At 42.2% G+C, this 25,153-nt stretch carries 16 protein-coding genes; 10 read left to right on the top strand and 6 right to left on the bottom strand.

All coding sequences use genetic code 11. From position 1 onward, the window contains the following. Nucleotide 1 precedes the first annotated feature (1 nt). Nucleotides 2–373 carry a VOC family protein gene (locus LCH52_09030; GenBank protein MCA0388623.1) on the bottom strand — a complete coding sequence of 124 codons (372 nt, stop codon included), beginning with the start codon at nucleotides 371–373 and terminating at the stop codon, nucleotides 2–4. 26 nt (nucleotides 374–399) lie between these two features. Continuing rightward, entirely contained in the window at nucleotides 400–981 is a 582-nt protein-coding gene (locus LCH52_09035; GenBank protein MCA0388624.1) for a hypothetical protein, read from the bottom strand. A 106-nt stretch (nucleotides 982–1,087) separates the two neighbouring features. Between LCH52_09035 and LCH52_09040 the strand changes: the two genes are divergently transcribed. Continuing rightward, entirely contained in the window at nucleotides 1,088–2,077 is a 990-nt protein-coding gene (locus LCH52_09040) for a sodium-dependent bicarbonate transport family permease (GenBank protein MCA0388625.1), read from the top strand. Here the strand turns inward: LCH52_09040 and murB are convergent. Further along, nucleotides 2,074–3,093 carry a UDP-N-acetylmuramate dehydrogenase gene (murB, locus tag LCH52_09045; protein MCA0388626.1) on the bottom strand — a complete coding sequence of 340 codons (1,020 nt, stop codon included), beginning with the start codon at nucleotides 3,091–3,093 and terminating at the stop codon, nucleotides 2,074–2,076. The genes LCH52_09040 and murB overlap by 4 nt on opposite strands. A gap of 110 nt (nucleotides 3,094–3,203) precedes the next feature. Between murB and LCH52_09050 the strand changes: the two genes are divergently transcribed. The 4 genes from LCH52_09050 (at nucleotide 3,204) to LCH52_09065 (ending at nucleotide 8,347) form a co-directional block, all read left to right on the top strand. Then, a complete protein-coding gene (locus LCH52_09050; GenBank protein ID MCA0388627.1) occupies nucleotides 3,204–4,673 on the top strand; it encodes a citrate transporter in 1,470 nt (489 codons plus the stop codon). A gap of 10 nt (nucleotides 4,674–4,683) precedes the next feature. Continuing rightward, nucleotides 4,684–6,846 (top strand): hydantoinase, encoded by a 2,163-nt coding sequence (locus LCH52_09055; protein MCA0388628.1) that lies wholly within the window; start codon nucleotides 4,684–4,686, stop codon nucleotides 6,844–6,846. Further along, complete coding sequence (locus LCH52_09060; GenBank protein MCA0388629.1) at nucleotides 6,843–7,541, top strand: putative N-acetylmannosamine-6-phosphate 2-epimerase; 699 nt, start codon at nucleotides 6,843–6,845, stop codon at nucleotides 7,539–7,541. The genes LCH52_09055 and LCH52_09060 overlap by 4 nt, the downstream gene beginning before the upstream one ends. Before the next feature lie 113 nt (nucleotides 7,542–7,654). Next, nucleotides 7,655–8,347, top strand: a complete 693-nt coding sequence (locus LCH52_09065; GenBank protein MCA0388630.1) for a class I SAM-dependent methyltransferase — start codon at nucleotides 7,655–7,657, stop codon at nucleotides 8,345–8,347. Between the two features lie 56 nt (nucleotides 8,348–8,403). On the opposite strand, the gene LCH52_09070 is transcribed toward LCH52_09065, so the two are convergent. After that, complete coding sequence (locus LCH52_09070) at nucleotides 8,404–10,479, bottom strand: carboxy terminal-processing peptidase (protein MCA0388631.1); 2,076 nt, start codon at nucleotides 10,477–10,479, stop codon at nucleotides 8,404–8,406. A gap of 218 nt (nucleotides 10,480–10,697) precedes the next feature. Here LCH52_09070 and LCH52_09075 point away from each other — a divergent pair, with 218 nt between their 5' ends. The 3 genes from LCH52_09075 to meaB all read left to right on the top strand — a co-directional run bounded on the left by LCH52_09075 (nucleotide 10,698) and on the right by meaB (nucleotide 16,226). After that, nucleotides 10,698–12,848 (top strand): acyl-CoA mutase large subunit family protein, encoded by a 2,151-nt coding sequence (locus LCH52_09075; GenBank protein MCA0388632.1) that lies wholly within the window; start codon nucleotides 10,698–10,700, stop codon nucleotides 12,846–12,848. Continuing rightward, nucleotides 12,845–15,028, top strand: a complete 2,184-nt coding sequence (gene scpA / locus LCH52_09080) for a methylmalonyl-CoA mutase (GenBank protein MCA0388633.1) — start codon at nucleotides 12,845–12,847, stop codon at nucleotides 15,026–15,028. Before LCH52_09075 ends, scpA begins: the two co-directional genes overlap by 4 nt. An 82-nt stretch (nucleotides 15,029–15,110) precedes the next feature. Continuing rightward, complete coding sequence (gene meaB / locus LCH52_09085; GenBank protein MCA0388634.1) at nucleotides 15,111–16,226, top strand: methylmalonyl Co-A mutase-associated GTPase MeaB; 1,116 nt, start codon at nucleotides 15,111–15,113, stop codon at nucleotides 16,224–16,226. Nucleotides 16,227–16,229: 3 nt separating this feature from the next. Here meaB and LCH52_09090 read toward each other — a convergent pair whose 3' ends face one another. Then, nucleotides 16,230–17,207: an alpha/beta fold hydrolase gene (locus LCH52_09090; GenBank protein ID MCA0388635.1), complete on the bottom strand. Its 978-nt coding sequence runs from the start codon at nucleotides 17,205–17,207 to the stop codon at nucleotides 16,230–16,232. A 58-nt stretch (nucleotides 17,208–17,265) separates the two neighbouring features. Between LCH52_09090 and LCH52_09095 the strand changes: the two genes are divergently transcribed. Beyond that, on the top strand, nucleotides 17,266–18,168 hold the full coding sequence (locus LCH52_09095) for a glycerophosphodiester phosphodiesterase (protein ID MCA0388636.1): 903 nt from the start codon (nucleotides 17,266–17,268) through the stop codon (nucleotides 18,166–18,168). Nucleotides 18,169–18,174: 6 nt separating this feature from the next. On the opposite strand, the gene sprA is transcribed toward LCH52_09095, so the two are convergent. Next, on the bottom strand, nucleotides 18,175–24,957 hold the full coding sequence (sprA, locus tag LCH52_09100) for a cell surface protein SprA (GenBank protein ID MCA0388637.1): 6,783 nt from the start codon (nucleotides 24,955–24,957) through the stop codon (nucleotides 18,175–18,177). Nucleotides 24,958–24,967: 10 nt separating this feature from the next. Between sprA and LCH52_09105 the strand changes: the two genes are divergently transcribed. After that, nucleotides 24,968–25,147, top strand: coding sequence for a hypothetical protein (locus tag LCH52_09105; protein ID MCA0388638.1), 180 nt, complete (start codon nucleotides 24,968–24,970; stop codon nucleotides 25,145–25,147). The last annotated feature ends 6 nt before the right edge of the window (nucleotides 25,148–25,153 follow it).

The following is a 25,153-nucleotide window of genomic DNA, read 5'->3' on the forward strand; positions in this document are numbered from 1 at the left end:
GCTATTTCAATGAATGAAGTGCGAGCCTGTTGCCTTCAGTATCCATAAAAAGTGCCATAAACCCGTATTCGGCTGAGATCTCTCTTTTAGGGAGAAGTATCACGCCCCCCGCTCCAGGTATGCGATCCAGTATTTTTTGCATATCAGGATTACCGCTAAAGTAAACAAGTGTACCCTCAGAAGAAGGATTATAATCGGGACCGGCACACAGTGCTCCGGAAATGTCACCCATCCCCTCGGAAGGGAAAAATGCCATGTCATGGCCGCCGAACGACATCAAAGTCATCTCAACATTAAACACTTCTTCATAGAATTTTTTGGCTCTTTTCATATCCTTTACAGGAATCTCGAACCAGCTTATCATGTGTGCCATTTCTACTCCGTAACTTTTGTAAATTGTTAATAAAACTTAAATTTAACGCCAATGTTTAATGCGAGATTTGAACCTTCATCGCCAAGATAGTTGTAGAGACCCAACCCTTCAACCGCAATCAGGTCACTAAAATGGTATGTATAACCGCCACCGATTATCAAACCAAATTTTTCGGCAGTGCTCGAAGAGGTGCTTTCCTGCTTCCATCCGCCTAAATATTGAACGACATCTGTTCTCCTCATCAACGAATTTATACTGATTCCGGCAAGTCCGAAATAGTTTTTGTCAGAAAGAAATTTCACTCCGGTCGAAATCTCACCGTCATTGAAGTAGGTCTTGTAAGTAATTCCATTCGAAGTCGCCTGTCTACCGTTGATATAGTAGTACCCTCCTTGAAGATACCATGCTATCCGCTTCCCGAGTTTCCATTCAAATTTTAGATTACCTCCGGCACCAAGTCCCGCTTGATTCATCCAAGGGCCCGTGGAATAGATTCCCCTTAACCCGATTGTGAATGATTTCTCTTGTTTTGGTGTGACTGTTGTCTGTGAAAGAATGTTGGAATAGAACAGAATAAAGATTAAAAATGTTGCTTGAAAATAACGCACTAAAGTCTATCTAATAATTATTAAAATATTGTACCGCAAAATAGTTTTTTTTTCGTTCTTTTGCGAGTCAATTTTCGATTTTTTTTGTCTCAAAAAGAGAGGTTGTATGTTCGATTTTATCTCAAATGGACTTATTAACTTAAAAAACCCGGCAATTCTCTTCTTTCTTCTTGGGCTTACAGTTGCCTTGATCAGATCGGAATTGAAGATTCCCGATCCGATTATTAAGATGTTTTCCTACTATTTGATGGCTTCGATTGGTTTTAAAGGTGGTTATGAGATATCAAAAACAGGTTTTAGTCCTGAACTGATGGCTTCTGCGGGTTTGGCACTGGTTCTGGCAGCTATTATTCCGGTGATGGCGTTTTATCTGTTGCGGGGGTTTGTAAAACTTGATGCTATCAATTCAGGTGCACTTGCTGCACACTACGGTTCTGTAAGTGTTGTTACATTTGTTACTGCAATATCGTACATCGACAGAGCAGGAATTGAATTCGGCGGGTTTATGGTCGGAGTAATGGCTCTGATGGAATTCCCTGCGATTCTGGCTGGTATCGGACTTGCACTTTACTATACATCCAAATCTTCCGGTTCAAAATCGATGCGGACTGTGATTCACGAGTCAATTACCAACGAAAGTGTAATACTTCTTGGTGGAAGTCTTCTGATAGGAATTATAACAGCTGACAAAGGGTATGCTCTCACTAAACCATTTTTTATCGATCCGTTTCAAGGTGTGTTGACTTTTTTCCTGCTTGACATGGGAATTGTAGCCGGAAGGAAACTTCATGAATTTGGAAAAGTCGGAATTCCCCTCACGATATTCGCCATAACTTTTCCGATTTTCAACGGAATTACAGGCACTCTCTTTGCAACATTACTGGGACTTGGTACAGGTAACTCACTGTTATTTGGGGTACTGGCGGCAAGCTCTTCATATATCGCAGCTCCGGCAGCAGTGAGAATAGTGTTACCTGAAGCGAACCCCTCCATCTACCTGACGGCGTCGCTTGCAATAACTTTTCCGTTTAATATAATATTAGGTATCCCACTTTATTTCTCTTTGGCAGAATTTTTCGCCAAAATTTTCACTTAGAAAAAATTGACCTCTGCGGTCAGCTTAATACCGAATGTTTCGAAGACATCGTTAATAATTTTTTTGGCAACTGAAGCAATTTCTGACCCTTTGGCTCCACCATAGTTTACCAGGACAAGGGAATGATTCTCGTAAACTCCGCAGTTTCCTTCCCGTCTCCCTTTCCATCCTGAAAGTTCGATTAATTTTGCGGCAGAAAGTTTAACTTTACCATCTTTGGTCTTGAATCCTTCTATTTCAGGAGAAAACCGTTTTAAAATGTTGTAAGATTCTTCCAGTATTTCGGGATTTTTGAAAAAACTTCCTGCATTCCCAAGAATCGCAGGATCAGGCAATTTTTCAGTTCGCAACTGAATTATTGCATTTCTGATCTCCTTTACTGTCACCTGCTCATCACCTCGAACAAATATAATCTCCCTTACTCCCTTGTATGAGTAGTTCAGTTTAGGATTTTTTCTCAATTTCAGGGTTACATACAAAATTACCGCTTTGTCCTTGAGTTCTTTTTTGAATATACTGTCCCGATAGCCGAAATTGCACTCTTCATTGGAAATGTCGACAGTTTTTTTTGTATCGGTAAGCAGAACCCTGGCTTCCACGAAAGTATCTTTGAGCTCCTGTCCATAAGCCCCAATGTTCTGAATTGGTGCCGCCCCGATGGTTCCCGGTATGAGCGACATGTTCTCAATTCCACCCAATCCCCTCTCAACAGAAAATGCAACCACATCATCCCAGTTTTCGCCTGCGGCACATCGAATTGTTATACTCTCATCGTCTTCATCGATAATCTCTATTCCGGAGGTTTGGATGTGGAGAGCTGCCATATTATATTTTTCCGAGGTTAAAAGGATATTGCTTCCCCCACCGAGAAAAAAATATTTAAGCCGGTTTTTCTCGACATACTTTATTGAATCATACAAATCCTCCTCTGTGGCTATTTTAAGATAATGTGCCACGGTGGATTCCACACCAAATGTATTAAATTCCAGGAGAGATTTGTTTTTCTTGATATTCATCAATTTCCTTAACTTAAAAAAACAACCTGTTTAATTTAAATAATCCACCATCGAATAAAAAATTATTTTAAATTTGAGTTTTGGATAATAAATATTAATAACAATATTTCATGGAAACACTACAACTCTTTTTACTGCTCGCAGTATTTTTAGCCTTTGTCATCCTGATGTTTCTCAGGAAGATACCGGCACTACTGGCGTTACCGATTCTTGCATTCTTTATTCCTGTGATTTCAGGGGTGAATGTTGTTGATGTGGTGACCCTCGTCCTTGGGAACGGATCAACCAAATTATCAGAAGCATACACCATCGCAATATTTGGAAGTATGCTTTCTATAATGATGCAAAAGACCGGCGTGGCAGAAAGTTTTATTAAAACAGGTGCCGAACTGTCGGGTGACAAACCATGGGCAATTTCAATGGTTATGTTGCTCCTGATTACTCTGCTTTTCACGACTCTTGGAGGACTTGGCGCCATTATAATGGTTTCAACAGTTGTGCTGCCAATTCTTGCTTCGGTAGGTGTCGGTCCCGTGACTACAACCGGAATTTTCCTGACCGGCTTGAGTATTGGCGGTATCCTGAATGTCGGAAACTGGGCTGTTTACACTCAAGTGTTGAAATTGCAAACAGGTGAGGTTCAGTCATTTGCACTTGTGATGCTTCTGATTATGTTTGTGATTGCCATCATATATATAACTATTCAACTCTACAGGGACGGTCATGATATCAATTTTTCCAAAATTGCAATCTACTCTGTTATTATCCTTGCAGTTGGATCGGCGGGATATGCAGTCTGGAATTTCCTCCCCGATAACCTTAAAACGGGAATTTCAGACCTGCTCTCATTTTTCCCCTCTTTTTTGAAGTATCTGACCGGTTCAGGAATCGCACTGCTGGTATTGCTTTCAGTAATTAGAGTATTCAGAGACGGAGAGACTGATAAAGTTTACTTTACAGCTTATTTTATTCCAATTGTACCCCTGTTTCTGATTCTGGTATTCGGAATCAATTTTATTGCGGCTTTCATAGCAGGTTTGGCTTACGGTTATCTCTCTACATATCGTAAAAGTTCACTGAATATTCTTATCAGGTCGGTGCTTGATGGCGGAGCTGTTGTGATGCCTGCAGTCGCTCTGATGCTGGGAATTGGAATGCTTTTAAATGCTGTCATGGGTCCACCCGCTGCCCTGATGGAGAACTACAAAGCCGGATGGCCTGTCTTGTTGCTGCTAAAGCCTGTTTTACAGGCGATCAAACCTGAATCAGCCTTAAGTTATATCCTTTTGTTCAGTCTCGCCGCTCCTCTTGCCCTCTATAGAGGACCCCTTAATGTGTGGGGTATGGGATATGGAATCGCTGCCATTTTTCTTGCCGGTGGAATGCCGGCAGGTGCGATCATGGGCTTGCTCATGGCAGTAGGACAGATTCAGGGAATTTCTGATCCGACGAACACCCAAAATGTCTGGCTGGCAAATGAAATGAAAATCGATGTACAAAAAATTATGTGGAACACTATTCCCTATACATGGGGTGCTGCAATTCTTGGACTCATGGCTTCTGCCCTGATTTTCTATTGAGGTTTTAAATATGAATAAAAACAGAAAAATTAAAATAGGAATCGATGTTGGCGGCACCTTTACGCATGCAGTAGCTGTGGACATTTCCGACTATTCCATTGTGGGAAAATCGTGCGTTCCCACTACACATAAATCGAAAGAAGGCGTGGCAAGAGGTGTGGTTGATTCGATGCTCACTCTCGTTAAGGAATGTGAGATTCACCCTGAAGAGGTAATCCTTATCGCACATTCCACGACACAGGCGACAAATGCCCTTCTTGAGGGAGATGTAGCGACTGTGGGCGTTATCGGAATGGCAAAGGGATTCGAAGCCTTACTCGCAAAAAAAGAGTGTAACCCTACGAATATTGAGTTGTCGCCCGGAAAACTGCTTAACGCAAAGTTCAGGTTTATTGACTGTGGTACAAAAAACTGGAGAGATTCAGTCCCGCAGATGATCGATGAACTTGTTCAGGAAGGTGCACAGGTTATTGTTGCCACTGAAGCCTTTGGGGTTGATGACCCGGCGAACGAAGATTTCGTTGCAGAGACTGCTTCAAAAAAAGGGATACTGACTACGACAGCAAGTGGGATCACTAAACTCTACGGACTTCGGGTAAGAACCCGGACAGCCGTTATCAACGCAAGCATGATGCCGAAAATGCTTGAGACTGCTGATATGACAGAGAAAGCGGTAAGAGAAAGCGGAATCAATGCTCCTTTGATGGTTATGCGTTCTGATGGTGGCATTATGGACATCAATGAGATGAGGAAAAGACCCATTCTTACAATGCTCTCCGGTCCTGCTGCCGGTGTGGCTGCGGCATTGAAATATGTGAAAATATCAGATGGAATTTTTCTCGAGGTAGGCGGTACTTCCACTGACATCAGTGTAATTAAAAACGGTAAACCGCAGGTTAAAACCGCACAAATTGGTAAAAACAGACTCTTTGTAAGAACTCTCGATGTAAGAACTCTGGGTATTGCAGGCGGATCGGTCCCAAGATACTCAAACGGTCATTTTATTGATGTTGGTCCAAGATCAGCACATATTGCCGGTTTGCATTATGCTGCATACTCAAAGAATGTTGATTTTAGCCAGGGTCAGATCGAACCGGTCACACCTCTGAAAGGTGATCCCGGTGACTATTTGAGTATAAAACTGCCAAGTGAAGAGACGAGTTACACTCTTACACCGACCGAGTGTTCCTACTTCCTGGGATTGGTATCAGATTTTGGACATGGCGCTGCCAACAGTGACGCAATCGCAAAAATTTTGGAACGACTCGAAAATCTGACGCATATTTCCGCGAAGGAAATGGCAAAGCAAATCCTGACCATATCTGCCGAAAAGGTTAAACCGGTAATAAAGCAACTCAGTCGGGAATATAAACTGGATGAAGCCTTGATTGAGTTTGTCGGAGGTGGCGGTGGAGCATCAGCCATTGTACCGTTTACTGCAAACTATATGAATCTGCCCCATAAAATTGCCGAAAACAGTGAGGTTATTTCTGCAATTGGTGCCGCACTGGGAATTATCAGAGATTCAGTTGAAAGAAACATCATTAATCCCTCGGAAAACGATATCCTGTCGATCAGACAGGAAGCCTTCGAGTCTGTCGTCAAAATGGGTGCCAATCCTGATTCAGTGGAAGTCACCATCGAGATCGATAATCAAAATAAAAAAGTGATTGCCACTGCCCTTGGATCGGGAGAATTGCGCACAAAAGACCTGGGTATTACCACTCTTGATTTTGCCGGAATTCATAAAACCGCATCGAATGCCTTCAGACTTCCTGAAAACAAAATTGAGTTCAAGGGAGATACAGGTTCCCTGTTCGTTTTCTCTGCAGAACATCAAAAATCGAAGTTGTTTGGACTGTTCAAGGAAAAAGGAACCGGAGTAAAGGTTATTGACGATGAAGGAACCGTTAAACTCCAGATTAATGGTGCAAAAGCTTATGCTGTCAGTGCCGAAGGGGTGAAGAGCAAAATCAGTTCAATTATTGCCGAAATGACTACTTACGGCGATGCCGGAGCTCTGATTCCCGGAATTTATCTCATTGCAGGTCCAAAAATTATCGACTTGAGCGGATTGATTTCCGAGACCCAACTCGTTTCCATCGCTGAAATCGAAATTAAGAATCTCCCGGCTGATTCCAAATGTGTAATTATTGCAGAAGAGAAAAAATGAACAAGGTATTCGAACAAATTAAAAACGGATTGATCGTCTCCTGTCAGTCTGAAGGCTCCGACCCTTTCAACACACCATCCGGTGTCACACTTTTTGCAAAAGCAGCTCAAATGGCGGGTGCTGCGGCAATCAGATCGCAGGGTCTTGCCAAGATTCGGATGATCAAAAAGCATGTACCGCTGCCGATTATTGGTTTATTAAAAGGAACCTTTCCGGATGGTACGGTTAAAATAACCGGATCGACACACCAGGTCAAACAACTTGTCAAGCTGGGTTGCGAAATTATTGCAATTGATGGTACCTTCAGAAAAAGGGAAAACCTTACAGGTCCTGAATTTATCAAAAAAATAAAATCTGAATTTCCCGGCACTCTGATTATGGCTGACATCGCTACCCATGATGAGGGGATAGCTTGTGAAGAAAGCGGAGCAGATTGTCTTTCTACAACGCTTAGCGGCTACACCCCGGAAACTATACATCTGCCAAAAGATGTTCCCGACTTTTCACTCCTTGAGAGACTGGCGAAAGACAGCAGCATTCCTGTTATTGCTGAAGGAAAGATAAAATCGCCTGAAGAGGCAAAAAAAATGATGGAACTTGGTGCTTTTGCTGTCGTTGTCGGCACTGTAATCACCCGTCCAAGAGTGGTTATGGGCTGGTATAAAGATGCTGTAACGAAAGGTGTTTCCGGTTAACCTGCGTTTTAGTCCTTAAATAACAGTATTTTACTCCCCATCACTTCAGATTATGCGTGATATTCCCATTAGTTAATTTTGTCTCAGTCAATTTAGTTTAATTGGAGAGAGAAATGGAAATGCACCTTAATCAGGAGTTTTACAATGTTGAGGACGGAATTGTATCCGTTCTTAATGGTTCCGAAAAAGCTTTATACGACAATAAAGCACGACTTTATGAAAAACTGGTCAGTTCGGAATTTTACAACAAATTTATGTGGGGAACCACTGTTCAGGATTATGCAGGCTTTGCTACTTTGGCATACAATTCTGCTAACGGGAAAATTCTTGATATCGGATGTGGCGGTTTGGTTCAAACCCATAAAATCTATGCAAGAAACCGGCATGAAGTGGTACTTCTCGATAACTCCATTGAGATGCTAAAGATCGGAAAAGAAAGACTGATGGAACAATCAATCCCCTTCCCCGGCAAGATTACTCTCCTCCACGCGGATGCCATAAAACTTCCATTTGATGACAATCATTTCGAATCTGTCGTAAGTTTTGGTATGCTTCACATGTTCGACAACAAAACCGAATTTATTAACGAGGGTCTGAGGGTTCTGGCTGATGGTGGTGAGTTCTACTTTTCCTGCCTTACCACAGATCGCAAACGGGGTGGCAGGTATCTTCGATTTCTATATAAACGGGGTGAGGTCGGCACACCAATCGCAATGACCGACCTGCTCGGATTGTTCCCGTCAACCCTTAAAAGATTGGAACACTATGTCAAAGGCAACATGCTCTTTGTTTACGGACAAAAATAATTTCCTTTAAATTTGAAGAGGCTGTCTGAATAACCGGACAGCCTCTTTCATTATAATCAATTCTTTTTCGCTTTTTTACCTGTATCCACAAGTTCAATCAGATTTGCCAGAATGTGACCACTTTCTTCAAGAAGCGGATCTTCAACAACGAGTTTTTCCTTAACAACTTTACCGTCTTTGTCAAGTTCGATCAAACCCTTGTTGGCTCTTTCCTTCTTGCGGGCTTCTTCTTCCTTCTTAATCTCTTCCTGTTCAAGTTTCCTTTTCTCAAGGTTCAGAGAAAATACTTTCTTTCCTCTGTGTCCTTTTGATTTATCGAGATCTTTAATGAAATATTGATATTCACTGTTTTTACCGGTCCTTGCATCGTGCTTTGCCTCAAGATCAGTGATAGTTGAAGATAAACCGGAAGACGCCTGAAATGCAGTGGCATTGATTTTATCCCACGGAAGGGCAGTCGGGTAGCTGCTCTCGCCTGTCTCAGAAGGATCAAATGCTGAAGGGAAAAGGATATCCGGAATCACACCTTTGTGTTGTGTACTGCCTCCGGATATTCTGTAAAATTTAGCAATGGTCAGTGTCAATTGTCCGAGCTTCTGTCCGCCCGAAACCTTGTCAAGATCAATCAGATTCTGAACCGTGCCTTTACCAAAAGACTGTTCACCGAGTATCACTCCCCTGCCGTAGTCCTGTATTGCAGCCGCAAAAATCTCGCTTGCTGAAGCACTTCCGGAGTTTATCAATACAGCCATTGGACCATCCCATGCAATTGAAGGATCGGTATCTTTGTTTACTTTTACCGAACCGTCTGCTTCCTTAACCTGAACTACTGCACCGGTACTGATGAATAATCCTGTCAATTCAATAGCTTCAAGAAGTGATCCACCGCCGTTGTTTCTCAAATCCATCACAATTCCACTGACACCTTCATTTTTAAGGGTATCAAGAATTTTCTTAACATCATTGGATGTACTCTTGAAGTCCTTTTCGCCTTTTCTTTTTCCTTCGAAATCGAGATAAAAAGAAGGGACATCGATCACTCCAATTTTGTATTGTTTACCATCCTCATTTATTTCAATGATCTTTTTCTTTGCCGACTGCTCCTCGATTTTTATTTTCTCACGAACCAGTTTGATCTCTTTAGGGATGGCGTTTGCACCATCTTTTTTCTTAAGAATCGAGAGTCTGACAACCGTCCCTTTGGCTCCCCGGATCAGTTGAACCGCATCATCCGTTCTCCATCCGACTATATCCACCATTTCACCATCATCCCCTTGTGCGACCGCAATAATTCTGTCTCCGTCATCGAGTAAACCACTTTTTGAAGCCGGCCCACCCGGAACCACTCTAACGATAGTGACATAATCATTCTCTGAAGTAAGGGTTGCCCCGATTCCCTCAAGTGATTGTGACATGTTGATGTTGAAATCCTGCGAAGTCTTTGGCGACATGTATGAGGAGTGAGGGTCAATGGATTCCATCACCGATGACATGTATATCTGGAAAACATCATCTGCCTTGTATTGAAGTACCGCTTTATGTAAATTTTTATACCTTTTCTGCAGAACCTCTCTGGCATCTTTTTCTTCTTTCCCGCCAAGAATCAAGCCAATAACATCGAATTTAATTCTTTTAACCCAAAGTTCATTCAATTCCTTCTCATCTTTGGCATAACCGGCTTTCTCTCTGTCAAGATTGATTTCCTCATTTTTGGTGAGATCAAGAGGCTTATCCAATACCGTAAGTACAAATTTGATTCTTTCATTCAGTCTCTCTTTGTACCTGTTAAACATGTCAAACGGTGGAACGAGATTTCCTGTCCCCATATTTTGATCCAGGACAAATTTGTATTTACTGAATTCATCAACATCCGATTGCAGGAAGTACATCTTCTGAAAATCGAGTGCTTTCAGATAATCGTTGTAAATCCATGCCGAGAGGCTGTCATCAACAGTTTTTGGGCTGTAATGATATCTCTCCACGAACATCGAGACGAGTTGCATAGCTGATGAGTGCCTCTCTTCGGGTGACAGCGATTTACTTGTATCAACTGTTGAAGTTTGCGAACAGACTGATGCATTAAATGAAAAAATGAATAAAAATATGACTGCAACAAAAAGAGGAGTTCTCATAAATTTCCTGACTCTGGTTATCAATTTCACATCCAAAATATTAAAATGATTTGGCAATATAAGAAATGGCGAAAGGTTAATTGTTCTAAAAACAAGTGCACAACTTAATTAAACGATTTTCTGTAAAATTTGTTCCATTTCGACGAAACTATAAGAAATTATTTTCTTAATTTTCCATATCAGAAGATTAGATTTTTGACAAAAAAAAGAAACTTAAAATGGATCATTCATTACCAACAAAACTAAATCTTAGGGATGACTTCTCCCCTTCAGGATACGATGCCTGGCGACAGGTAGCGGAAGCTGACTTAAAAGGCGTCCCCTTCGAAAAGAAACTTGTTACCCCAACTTACGAAGGAATAAACCTTCAACCAATCTACACGATTGAAGACCTGAAAAAACTTCAAGAAACAAATAACTTCCCCGGTTTTCCAAATTTTCTCAGAGGTTCTGCCCCTGATGGATGTACACTGCAACCATGGCTGGTTGCTGCAAGCCTCACCCATCCATATGCCGAGGAGTACAATTCATTGCTGCTCGATGCACTGAGCAGAGGGCAAAATTCTGTAGTGTTGCCACTGGATATTACTTCCCGTTCCGGACTCGATGCTGATTACGGGAAACCGGGAGAGACCGGAAAAGGTGGAGTTTCCATATCAGGTATTGGCAGTCTGTCCAGAGCTTTTAATGGAGTGGATTTGACTGCATGTCCTCTTTTTGTTAATGCCGGTTTTTCACCTCTTGCTTTCATGGCACTTTTGAATGGATATCTGAATAAAAGCAACCTGGAGATCTCCAAAATTGCGGGAGCTGTTTATGGTGATCCGGTTGGTTTCCTGTTCGAGAACGGCTCGATACCTGTAACCATAAATGAGGCATTCGACCAGATTAAAAAAACCATCCTCTTTCTCGAAAAACAGAAATCCGGTCTTCGAACAATCGGCATCAATGGATCAGTTTTCGTTGATAAAGGTGCAACTGCGGTTCAGGAATTGGGTCTGGCAATGTCCGTTGCTGTTGAATCTCTCGTGAGACTATCTGAATCAGGTTTAAGTCCAGAATCGCTGGTAAACCGGATGGTCTTTGTTTTTGGAACCAGCACCAATCTTTTTATGGAGATCGCCAAGTTCAGAGCGGCAAGAATATTATTCTCTGAAGTGCTGAATCAAATGAACATTCCACAGGATAATGTGGAAATGTTCACCAGTGCCAGGACAAGCAGTTTCTACCACTCAACTGTTGATCCGTATGTAAACATGCTCAGAATAACCACGCAGGCATTTTCAGCGGTGATCGGTGGTGTGCAGATGATTGAAACACTTCCCTTTAACTCCCTCTTCGCTGCCGGTGATGAATTTGCAGAAAGAATTGCCAGAAACACTCAAATAATTCTTAGTGAAGAGTCCCACTTGAACCATGTGATCGACGCAGCAGGCGGTTCATACTATATAGAAACTCTCACAAATGAAATTGCTTCAGAAGCCTGGAAATATTTCAAGGAGATCGAGTCAGCTGGAGGGATTGTTGAATCTTTGCACAAAGGCAGGATTCAGAATGATATAAGACAAATAAACGAAAAAAGACAAAAAGATGTTGCAACCCGCAAGTCAGTGATTGTCGGTGTAAACAGTTACGCAAATGTAAAAGAAAATCCGGTTCATAATCCTGTAATCGACCTTGAGGAAGTTTACAAAAAAAGAGCTGAATATCTCCAAAAATTGCGGGTTTCTGGGAACGGTGAGAACCATTCTTCAATCCTGATCGAGCTTGAAAATATTAATCATGCCGGAGATGAAGCTGATCAGATTTCGCGTGCCGCAGCACTCGCAGAAAGAGGAGCAACTCTTGGTGAAATATTCAGCCATCTGAGGAAATCTTCGGATAACGAGAAAATAGAAACTGTAACTGCCCTAAGACCTGCAGAGAGGTTCGAAAGTCTTCGTGTGAGAGCCTTTAAGGAGAAAACGGAAAAGGGTTCCCTGCCCAAAATTTACCTTTTTAACATCGGCTCAATAAAACAGTACAAGGTAAGGGCTGATTTTGCTCGTGGATTCTTTGAAGCCGGTGGTTGTGAAGTAATCTATCCTGCAGGCGTTCAAACAATCTCTGAAGGTATTCAGCAGGCGCTTTCGAGCTGTGCCGGTGCCTTCGTACTCTGTTCAACCGATGATACCTACCCGGAACTTGTTCCTTCCTTTGTTGAAGAAATAAAGAAGGCTGATTCTTCCAACCTGTGCATTCTCGCCGGGTACCCGAAAGATCAGGTGGAAGCACACAGACAATCGGGAATCGACGAATTTATTTTTCTTGGTGCCGATGTAGTGACTATTATCTCCTCTATTTTTGACAAAACCGGAGTTGTGAAATGAAAAGACCAGATTTTAAAGATTTTATCGTTTCGCAAAACAACAGTGAAACAGGATATGAAGCCTGGAAAAAAGAGTTCATCTCGGCTACAGGACAGAATCCTGAAGATGTGATGTGGAATACAATGGAACAGATACCTGTTAAAAGTCTCTATACAAAAGAGGATTTGAAAGCCGTTCAGCATCTCGATTTTCTTGCAGGCATTCCCCCGTTTCTGAGAGGTCCATATGCGACGATGTATGTTCAAAGACCCTGGACTGTAAGACAATATGCCGGATTTTCAACCGCCGAAGAGAGTAACGCATTTTACAGAAGAAACCTCGCAGCAGGTCAAATGGGATTGTCCGTTGCTTTCGATTTGGCAACACACCGTGGATATGATTCCGATCATCCCCGCGTCATAGGTGATGTTGGTAAAGCAGGCGTAGCGATTGACACAATTGAGGACATGAAAATTCTTTTTGATTCGATTCCTCTTGACAAGATGTCCGTCTCCATGACCATGAACGGAGCTGTACTCCCTGTTATGGCATTTTACATCGTGGCTGCAGAAGAACAGGGTGTAAAACCTGAACTTTTAAGTGGAACGATACAAAATGATATTCTGAAAGAATACATGGTGAGGAATACCTACATCTATCCACCTGCCACATCGATGCGAATTATTGCAGATATCTTTAAATTTACTTCTGCCAACATGCCGAAATTTAACAGTATCAGCATTTCCGGTTATCATATGCAGGAAGCAGGTGCCACAGCCGATCTTGAAATGGCGTACACACTTGCGGATGGACTTGAATATATCAGAACCGGAATCGAAACCGGACTCGATATCGATACTTTTGCTCCAAGACTTTCATTCTTCTGGGCTCAGGGCATGAACTATTTTATGGAAGTTGCCAAGATGAGGGCTGCCAGACTGATCTGGGCAAAACTGATCAAATCGTTCAATCCCAAAAATCCGAAGTCGATGTCACTACGGACCCATTCACAGACATCAGGCTGGAGTTTGACCGAACAGGATCCCTACAATAATGTGGTAAGAACCTGTATCGAGGCGCTTGCTGCTGCACTCGGACACACTCAGTCACTTCACACGAATTCACTTGATGAGGCTATTGCTCTTCCGACAGACTTTTCAGCGAGAATTGCCAGAAACACCCAGCTTTACCTTCAGGATGAAACGGGCATTTGCAAGGTTATCGACCCTTGGGGCGGCAGTTATTATCTTGAGGCATTGACGGCAGCTCTTATGAACAGAGCCTGGGAACACATCCTCGAAGTGGAATCTTATGGAGGTATGACCAAGGCTATCGAAGCCGGCATCCCCAAACTTAGAATCGAAGAAGCCTCTGCCCGCCGTCAGGCACGAATCGACAGCGGAACAGAGACCATCCTTGGTGTGAACAAGTACAAACCTGCCAAAGAGGAACCGATGGAAATTCTTGAGGTTGACAACACTGCAGTTCGCATTTCACAAATAAAAAGATTACAGGATGTGAAAGCCAACAGGAACAACGAAAAAGTGGAAAAATGTCTCGAGGCAATTACGAAAGCTGCCGAAACAGGCGAAGGAAATCTGCTCGAATTATCCGTACTCGCTGCAAGAGAAAGAGCCACCCTTGGTGAAATTTCCTCTGCAATCGAAAAAGTTTGTGGCAGATTCCAGGCTCAGACCAGAACCGTTGCAGGTGTTTACTCTAAAGAGTACTCTCACGGTGAACATGATCCCGTTATTGAAGTCAGAAAAATGACTGATGCTTTTGCAGTCTCAGCAGGAAGGCGTCCGAGGATAATGATAGCTAAAATGGGTCAGGATGGCCACGACCGTGGAGCGAAAGTGGTTGCAACTGCATACGCCGACATGGGATTCGATGTTGATATGGGACCACTGTTCCAGACACCTGAGGAGACAGCTAAACAGGCTGTAGAGAATGATGTCCACTGCGTTGGAATGAGTTCCCTGGCAGCAGGTCATAAGACACTTCTCCCGAAACTTATCGAGGAGCTGCAAAAACTCGGAAGAGAAGATATCATTGTAATCGTGGGCGGTGTGATTCCTCATCAGGATTATGACTACCTCTACGAACATGGTGCCTTCGCAATCTTCGGGCCCGGTACTAAAATACCGGAAGCCGCAATGAAGATTATGGAAGAAGTTCACAAAAGATTTAGTGAATAACCCTTTCTGCTAAATTTTCGCCGTATCAATTGTTATATTCGAATAATGAATTTTTTCAATTGATACGGCTTTTTTATTTTTAATGAAGAACACTGACAACAATTCCTATCAGCCCGACTGGGTACCTGAAGAACATGGTGATGAGTTTGCGATTCGCATAGTTAAAGGTGTGGATTCCACGCCCAAACCACCTGCCAACAGACAGTTTTTTAAGAAAGAATACTCCGATGATGAACTTGTGAAGGGGGTACTTGAAAACAAAAGAAATCTGCTTGCCAAAACCATTACTCTGATCGAGAGTACTTCAATTTCACATCAAAAGAAGGCAAAAGAAATTTTGAACCGGCTTTTACCTTACGCGGGCAATTCACTGAGAATTGGCATCAGTGGTGTGCCGGGTGCAGGTAAAAGTACTTTGATTGAAGCTCTTGGTACCTGGTTGATCGATAATGGACACAAAGTCGCGGTTCTCACTATTGATCCTTCAAGCTCCATCAGCAAAGGCAGTATTCTCGGCGATAAAACAAGAATGGAAAACCTGTCAAAAAATCCACACTGCTTCATTCGTCCCTCCCCTTCAGGAGGAACTCTGGGAGGTGTTGCCAGAAAAACCAGAGAGTCGGTTACTATATGCGAAGCTGCCGGTTACGACATTATTCTGATCGAAACCGTGGGTGTGGGTCAAAGTGAAATTACCGTCAGATCGATGGTGGATTTTTTCCTACTGGTTCTGATTTCCGGCGGCGGTGATGAACTTCAAGGAATGAAAAAAGGGGTTATGGAAATTTGTGATGCCATACTCATAAATAAAGCAGACGGAGAGAACAGGAAAAAGGCACTTACTGCAAAGGCGGAATATTCATCTGCACTCCATTATCTCTATCCTTCGACAGAAGGTTGGGAATCAATTGCCTGTACCGCATCAGCGATTACCGGTGAAGGTATTCCTGAACTGTGGAATGAAATTGAAAAGTTTGCAAAAATCACCAAAGAGTCAGGAGTGTTCGACAAGCGACGCAGAACTCAGAATGTGGAATGGGTTGAATTTATGATAAAGGATTTTTTATTCGATTCATTCTTCAACAATGACGATACAAGCCGTCAATTCTCAGAAATGAAAGAAAAACTGATGAATGGTGAGATTCTCCCCTCTCTGGCTTTCGATATTTTGAAAGAAACCTGGCTCTCAAAATTCTGATCGTCAACTGTTGATGAATTCCATTATTTTTTTGACTCCCTGTACCGAATCGGGACCTTCAAAAACAAGATGTCCTGATTTCTCGAGTTCCAGACTTTCAAAATCTACATTTTTAGTCCTTAACAATTCGAATACCCGTTCATTTTCAACAGTATTATCAAGCTTGCCGGTAACGACCAGGGTCTTTCCTGCTTTTATGTTTTCGTATTCCACCTTCTCCTGCAGTCTCCACAATGCTTCAACAGAATTTACAGGAAGTACATCGTAGGCGAATCGTGGATTTGGAATATGTTCGGTTGGATCATCGGGTTTCCGGCTTTTCTTTACATAAGGGTTAAAGAGTTTTAACAACCATGCAAAGGGACTGTCAATAAGCATTTTTTTGCTGAATTCGTGTTTCTTCTTGGAAAGCAGGTACGGAGCGAGCAGAACAAGTTTATCGACTTTTCTTTTTGAGGCAATATGACAGGCGAGGAGTCCTCCCATCGAATTCCCAACAACAACAATTTCATTACAATTAGCGGAAAAAATATCATAGGCATTTATCGTATCGCGAAACCAGTCCGAAGGCTGGATGGCTTGAAGCAGATGGACATCGTCAAGTCCAAAGCCCGTGAGAACGGGAGCATAATGAGGTATTCCCTCCTGTCTCAGGAATTCCATCAGAATGCCCATTTCCCTGGGAGTGGAAGAGAAACCATGAATCAACAGTACACCTTTTTCACGCCTTGTGCCCTCATAAATTACGGGGGTTTGACCTTCAAAAGTACCTTCGTCCTCCAGATGTTTGAATTTCCGAAACATTGAATACGACTCGAGCAGTCTCCTCAGGTGATAATATCTGAAAGATACAAACAGAAGTTTTAACGCTACAACTCCGGCAAGTACATACCGCTGATACTGAATGGTCAACAATAGCAGCATGATCAGAACTATTTCAAGAACCAACCAGCCGGTAAGTTTTTTCTTTTTATTTGACAACTGAATGTACCTATATTTAGATAAGAAAAAAACACAACTTTAAATGTAAGCATTTACGATGAAAATTGTATCCCACAGATTTCGTGGTTTTGGTGAGCGGGAGAACTCCATTTCCGCCTTTAAAAATGCGCTCGACGCTGGCGTCATTTATTTTGAATTTGATGTAAGGTTGACTGCTGATGGAATGCCCGTGGTACATCATGATCCATTTTTCCGGGCAGAAAGAGACACTAAAATATCTATTACTGAATCGTCATTGGCCGAGATGAGAGAATTTAAGGAAAAAACCGGGATGACTGACTCCTTGCCGGATCTTTCAGAAATTCTCGAAGAGTTCAGTAAAAGAAAACGCCCGGAGAGCAGGATTTTCATCGATATTAAAGATTTTGGTGAGGAAGAGAAAATCCGGTCGATGCTTGCACAAAAGCAACTGCTCCCAAATTCAGTAATTGTCTCATGGCTCCCTGAAGTATTGTTTGCCTTCCATAAAATCGATCCTTCAATTCCACTCTGTTTCAGTCACAATTATACCGGGTCAAAATTCAAATACGGTCTGGCAAAACTTCTATTCGGTAATGATAAGATTAAGAAGTCAGTTGTCGCGTTGATAAAGCCTTTCTCCCCAAAATATTCTGAAGCGATACCTGAAATAAAATTTTATTTTGATGATTACAATAACAGAGAATTCTCTCCGGGAAGAGTGCATACAAAACTACCCGATTTTGAACATACTCTAAGCGGACCTGTTTCAGGGCGGTTGATGGAAATAATTAATGAATCAAAAGGCTTTCTGTGTATCAACCACCATCTTCTTGACGGCAACTACACTTCACTCTACAAACATCCTGTTTCTGTTATCCCTTACTCGTTGAACAGTGAGAATGAAATAAACAGTTTCATAAAAAAAATAAAGCCGGATTACATTCTAAGTGATAATCCGGCTTTGGTTTCAAAAATTTAAGAATTGCTACTGGATCGAAATCTTTATATCGAGACCGGCTTCATTTCTCGTGGTCGGAGGTATTCGCGCAGCTCCCTCAGGTGTGGTGTCTGATCGCTTGTAGAATAATGAAAGTGTTACACGGGAACTGATTACATACTTGATTCGCGGCTCAATTGTCGTTGTGGTTGTTCCGTTTTGAGGGATACCTTCATCGGTGAACCGTTCCATGTCAAACTGAACTGTCGAATTTTTTGTACTCGTGTAGGAGAAACTGAATTCTATGTCATTTTTCAACGACAATCCGAATAAAGGTATCTCGAATCCGGATTTAGCATAATTGAAGGAAATTCCAATATCTCTGTTCAGATTCTCCGTGATATTCCGGGTTGAAGTACCAAGATCGTATGATGTTCTGGTATTATATTGAATTCTACCGGTAAAGTTTCCACCCCAAAGGTTATTGAATGTGATATTCAGGCCAATCAATGGTGCAAAACTGTAGTTGATTCTTTGAGTTTGAACGACTTTATTTCCATCCGGAGTAATTTTCCAACCTTCCGTATATTCCGAGGAGTAGGAGTGGTCAAGGGAAACCCTCTTTGCAAATCCCTGGAAGATACCAAGTTTCTCAAGTCCGTCCCAGGTCATTCTCCAGTTTGGTCTTGGAATGTAGTTTGTAAACTCTCCCAATGGTCCCAGACTTGCGAGAAGTGGCAGTGACTCAAATCCTTTGACGAATGCAGAAGACAGGTTGCCTGCAGGATCTGTGGAATTCCTGTCATACAACTCGTTTACTCTTTTAATTCCACTCTTGAAGATAGAGAGGAACAATACAGGAGGCATCGTGAAGAATGATCTTGTTGTATTTCCTGTTGATGAAATATTCTGAATGAAAAGATTTCCATCATTATCGCTCTGCATGGTTGTTGACTTACTTATTGACCAGCCAACTTTCCATGATAAATCGATCTTTGCTCCCTCCCAAAGGGGTTTTGAAGTCCGGATATCGATATTGTTTCGTTCTGAATAGTTGTCTGTAAGGTTAGCATTTGGCGCCCTGGGACCAACATCATGGTTCAAACCAAGGAGAAACATCCTGTTTGGACCTTCTTCATTACTCTGCTTAAGTCCCCAGAAATTCTTAAAGCCGTTGCCAAATCCTCTGATACCATTTGCAGAAACACTTACATCATTCGAAAAATCGACGGTTATATTGTCATAGTCAAATATAAGTATACGGATTCCGTTTTTCAAGAGACCCCATACATTATTCAGGAGTGAAGGCTTTTTGACTTTCGGAACTGTGTCCTGAGGTGCGTTAGGATCAGGGGTTTGCGCTGATTTTCCTTCAGGAACCGGCTCACCTTTGTTTTCACCGGTTTCATCAATTTCTCTTGACCGCGTTTTTGGTTTAGGCTGAGTTACTTCAGGTTGACCCTTGGAAGGATCACTCTCTTCAAACAACGGCGCAGTGAGGGCTTTAAGACGCAGTCTGATGCCAAAAGCGGTTCTGTTTTGAAAACCGGCACTTCTACCTACCTGAAGCTGTCTGAAATCATTATTCCAGCCGTAACGGACATTATATCCGGCAGTAATCTGGAAATACTCATTTATTTTACCGAATGACGGAAGGCGTGGTGATGTTTTAAAGTCAAGGCTTTGATTGTAGCGGAAATCCTGACCAAAGAACTGACCGCCGAATATATCGCTCCAAATCGAGCTTTCAGATCTTGGATTATTGAATTCATCTGTTTCAAGGTAATTCAATGATGATGCAAAGTCTGTCTGGTAGGAGATAGCAAGATTTATCAGTGCTTTCTCTGTTACTTTCCAGTTAAAGTTGAAACCTCTGTTTGCGGTAAAATCTCTGGAAACAGTTTCCTGCGAGAGTGCCTGCCCTATGGCTCTGGTCTGAGTAAGAGTGAACGATCTTCTCGCAGAAACACTCCAGTTTATGTTCTGGGGAGTAAAATAGATTCTGGTATCTTTGTAATCTGTCAAAAATGCCAGTGCCTCACCGATAAAAGGAATTTTGGCAGGTTCAAAATAATTGTTTGGTGAGAGTGTAACTCCGTAATTAATACTTGCATTCCAGAGCCAGTTCTTTGACGACAGAGTCGTCGGGTTTCTGCTGAACGAACTGTTGTAATTAAAGTTATAGGTAAGATTGTTAAAAATATCCCTGATAACCCAAAAATCGCTCGGAATTTTTATTTGCACATTTGCTACTGTCCAGGTGTCAGATACATTTACGGTTTGTGCATCGCTTACAATCTGTTGTGCAACCACCTCTGCCTGAGCCGGATCAACTCCAGCTGTTATCAATTTTTCTTTCTGAATTTTTGCGGCTTCAGATACTTTTATATCTGTTCCGGGGAGGTATAAAGGATTCCCGACTCCCTCAGTACGGGAATAGTTCAATCTAAGATTGCTTCCCGGAAGTGGCACAGGTAAAAGTTTAAGGATGTCAAGATCGGCAGAAACACCCCAGTTACGGCTTTCAATTCTACTCCCGAATCTGTCAGCAAGCCGGTGGAAATAAGGATCAGTCTGGCTTACATTCGCATTTACCGTTAGAATATCTGCGAACTTCAAGGAGGCAGATGCGGTATATGCCCATCCGGGCGTATTATCAGCACCGACCACCCTCAACTCATTTATCCATATCTCACCAAAAAGATCTGCAAAAGGATAAGTATTCGTAATACCAACACTGAGGAACTTGATGGATGTCAGAGTGGCATTTCCTTTAACAACATAATAGTGACCGGGTTTACCATCGACCGGTAAGCGGTATATCGAGTTGGCACTGTCTCTTGCCTGTTTAATGGCAGTGAGTTGACTAAAGATGATGCCTATTTCCTGCCAACCCGATTCCACAGGCTGTCGGTATTCATAATAGTTGTTGGTATCCGTACCGAACCGGAAATAAATCTCGGATGAATAGACTCCCGGCTGATACTGATACGACACGCCTCCGGGAACCTGTGCCGAATCACCGTGGATAAAGAGTTTCATTTCGGAATAATTGAATACATCAAGAGGTCTGAACAGATACTTGATCGCTTCCCTGCTGGTTTGAGGGTTGAGTCCATTTAATACAAGGTCAAGAGACTGCTCATTCCTGAAAATTTCCTGATCAGGTCTGCTTCTGTCTCTTTCTCTCTGAACACCCGGAGGCGAACTGTAGGAAGGGTTATCTTCTATGTTCACCACAGAAATCGAAAGGACAGTATCACCCTCTATCGATTTTCTCCACTGATTTCCAACGAGATTGAAGTCGGCAAGTCTGATAGCAACGAGATCATTTGCACCGGTTACAAAAAGCCTGATATATTCAACGAGTGTAAGACTCGGTTTTCCGATTTCCGATTTGAAGTCCTTCAACGGAATTCGAACAAGATACCAGCCGGCATTGTTACCACCACCTTGAATATAAGGATTGTTCTGAGCAGTTGTGTCAATGGGAATTTCATATCTGAAATATGAATTCGCCTGATCGAGCACACCGTTTTTATTCAAATCCTCTGTGTCAGGAATTCTACCGATATCGGTAAGCTGAGCATTTCCTTCTGTACCGTTAATGTTAAAGTAATTGTAAAGGTTGAAAATACCCGAATTGTTGAAAGAAAAGTTATCATTGCTCGGGTCACCTTTTTGGCTGTTAAATACAGTTCTCTCCTGAGCATCAAAGTACCCGTCGAGACCTGTATCCTCACCTTCATCAATCAACTCGTTCTGCGGAGGTCTGTCTTCTGAATCCAGACGGTTGTTAGGAATAACATCTTCTGATATTTTACCGAGATCGATATACATTTTCGAGTTGACAGGTGCATTTCTGATATTCATCCAGAATTCGATAAACTCAATATTTTCATCAACAAGGTTGTTCGCAGTCGATGATAAAGTTTTCATCATACCACCCCACGATTTCGTCTTGTCATTGAAATTGGGTTCATAATTATAGCTGCCTGCAGTGTCCGGCTGGAAGATGTAGTCCAAAACCGTTACCTGCTCCTCACCTCTCGCAACACGCCTGTTGGGCCAGATGTTGAATACTGTAACATCAGATGGAAGCACATTGAACCACCACGATTTGCCTTTGTACTTCATTCGTTCCGTTCTCGACAACCCGGAGAGAGCCGGAAGACTGTCCGGAACAGAGAGGTCTTTCCAGGCTCCATAAGTTATACCTATCGGAATGGTTCGCTTTGCACCCTCAAAATCATCTATGTACGCAATTGATTTACCACCGTCGCTCTCAATCGTGCTTTTCTTGGTATTCGGATCAGGACTCATATACGCCATTTCACCCGTGAAACTGACTGACGACATTTCCTTTGTTGAAAAAAGATTATCGACAAGATCTGTCAAAAACGGAAGATCATGGGCTGTCTGAAAGTCGAGACCAAGTATAAAATTGCTAAGGGGTTCTTCGCCGATTCTTACCTTGTCTGACAGGGTCTGTTGCGAAAGTGTAAGAGCTGAAAAACCGAGTTTTGTTTTTTTAGATATGTCAAGCACACCTCTGGCACCGAACAAGGTCTTCGAAGCGAGCTGAAAAAGATCGTTTTCTTCGTAGGTTATTCTCAGTTTTGCACCGGGAACAAGTGCGGCTGCATTTCGAATTGTAACCTGACCAATGTTGTAGTCGACGATATAATCACTTCCGGGACTTAACTGGCGCCCGTCCAAATAAACTTTTACTGAATTTTCGACAACATTGAATCCAAGCTGGTAGGTAGATGACGCTTCGCCTGAAAACTTTCCTGTCAGGAGCCATTTGTCTTTTATTTTATCCTGCTTGGCAAAAGTAAGTGACTGATCATAGACGGCAAGATACTTTATCGAATCACTGTTAGGCACGGTGCTCGGCAGATTTCGACCAAATGGTTGAAGTGTCGGGAAAATCACCTCACCTGTCTCAGCAATTATTGTGATACCTGCTTTAAAGTCAAATTTACCATCCGGTGGTGGTAGTTTACTTGGACCGACCAGATCGAGACCTAGTGCATTCAATAATCTTACATCTCCCAACACAGACTGAGGATCACCGCCATCGATTTCGTATTTGATGTCGAACTCGAACCCCTCTTCTTTCACATTCCTGCCACCCATAGGATAGATATTCTTGAGGAGAAGTTTCCATGCGGTGGTCAATTGAGGTTGAAGGAACTGAGGTTTTACCAGTTTTAGCACTAATCTGCGAGTTGTATCACTCTGTGCGGAAGTCTGATCCAGAAATTCGCCAAAAAACTGATCATCAGCAGCACTTGACGGATTTGGTCCCTCAGTTCTGTAGGCAACTGCAATGATATCCTGATCCTGGACATTAGTTTTAAAGGAAATGAATCCAGTCTCCCTGTGAATTATGTAATCCACACCATCTGTCAGTTTGATGAATCTTCCCTTGACTTGCTGTCCGGGAACTTCCTCAATATCAACTCTTCTGTAGCTGTCGTTGTAAGATTGGCCCTGTGCGATTGGCGGCAGAGAAATAAACGCATTCGCCGACCGCTCATTTGGATCTTTTAGAGTCTGATTGATCGATTTCCAGACTTCAATATCCTTGACGAAAAACTGCTGTATAATTTCGGGAGTCGGTTTTGAATAATACCTGTAGAAAAGGTTCAACTGAGCAGATGTATCTGCATAGAGTGTATCGAGGAAATAGTGATTAATCGAATAATCATATGCTCTTTTTACGAAATCCTGAGAAATTGTACCGCCGCCGAGGTCTTTTTCTTTTACCTCAGCTTTTTTCTGTGAAACAAGTGCCGTAAGAGTGAAAGGGCCCATTTTAAAGTTTGCTTTTACTCCAAAAAGAGCCTCGGACCCGCCGACGAGTCCTGATGTCTGAAGGGACACATTACCGGCTTCCACGCTTTGTACTATTTCGTCTTCGTATCCTGTATACTTGATCTTGAGCTGATTCTCATATTCAAATGTTCGCTCTGTATTCCAGTCGGCGTTAATATTAAGCTTGTCGCCAATCGTTCCGCTTACATTTATCTGCACCTGCTGTTTGAAATCGGGCTCATTACGAGTGTTTCCGAGTCTTGAAGCTGTAATTCCTTCGGTCGACTCATTTCTCCATGCGGCTCTGATATCCACAGCACCGCCAATTCTTAAACTGATTACCGGAGGTCCAAATATACTTAAAACACCCACGCTGGGAAGTGGAATTTCGAAATCTGTGATGTCTTTGAGGAGATCCGAAAGTTCTTTTTTCTTTACTTTCAGTTCATATTTGTACCCCAGTTCCTGCCACAGCGATTTGCTTTTATTATCAATTGCCATCTGCAAATACTGATCAAATGGAACCCGCAATGTGTATCGGTAGGGCGTATTTCCAATGTATTCCCTTATATTTACAAAACCACCGGCAGAATCAATTTCAATAACCCGTTTGTAATTAACCGAATGAGCAAAAAATGAGGAGTTTTTCTCTGTTTTAAAACTTGTGTAGGGAACATCTTCCCTTGAAACTTTGAAGTGTTTTAGTCGTGCGGTGGAGTCCAATGCCAAAGAATCGATTTTGACAGTGTCTTTTTTAACCGTATCCTTCACCAAACTCGAATCGGATATTTTGAGCGAATCACCCTTTTTGTCGATCGTATCCTGTGGCGTTAAATCGAGCGATAAAAGCGGAATTGTTTTTCGCTGTGGCTGGATGGTATTTCGAGGAACCGAAGATTTTTTCTGAATCTGTTTTTTAGACTCAACGGTTTCTTTCTTCGAAGCATTATCGAGAAGGTAATCTGGAATATAGTATACCTTGTTCGCAGGTATTTCAACTTCCGGCATAAAACCTGTTATGATAGAAGCAAAAAGTACCGTTATAAAGTATAATATTAGGAGTTTTGACAACCTGACTGGTGTAGACGCAACTCTTTTAATGGCCGGGAATCCAAATGTTGTGAAAAATGGTAGAAATGTCTGTTATGACTCAAAAATTAATGATTATCCATCGCTAAAATTAAAAAAAATCAGCTAAATCGTT

Source organism: Bacteroidota bacterium (assembly GCA_020161395.1).
Classification (GTDB): domain Bacteria; phylum Bacteroidota; class Ignavibacteria; order Ignavibacteriales; family Ignavibacteriaceae; genus UTCHB3.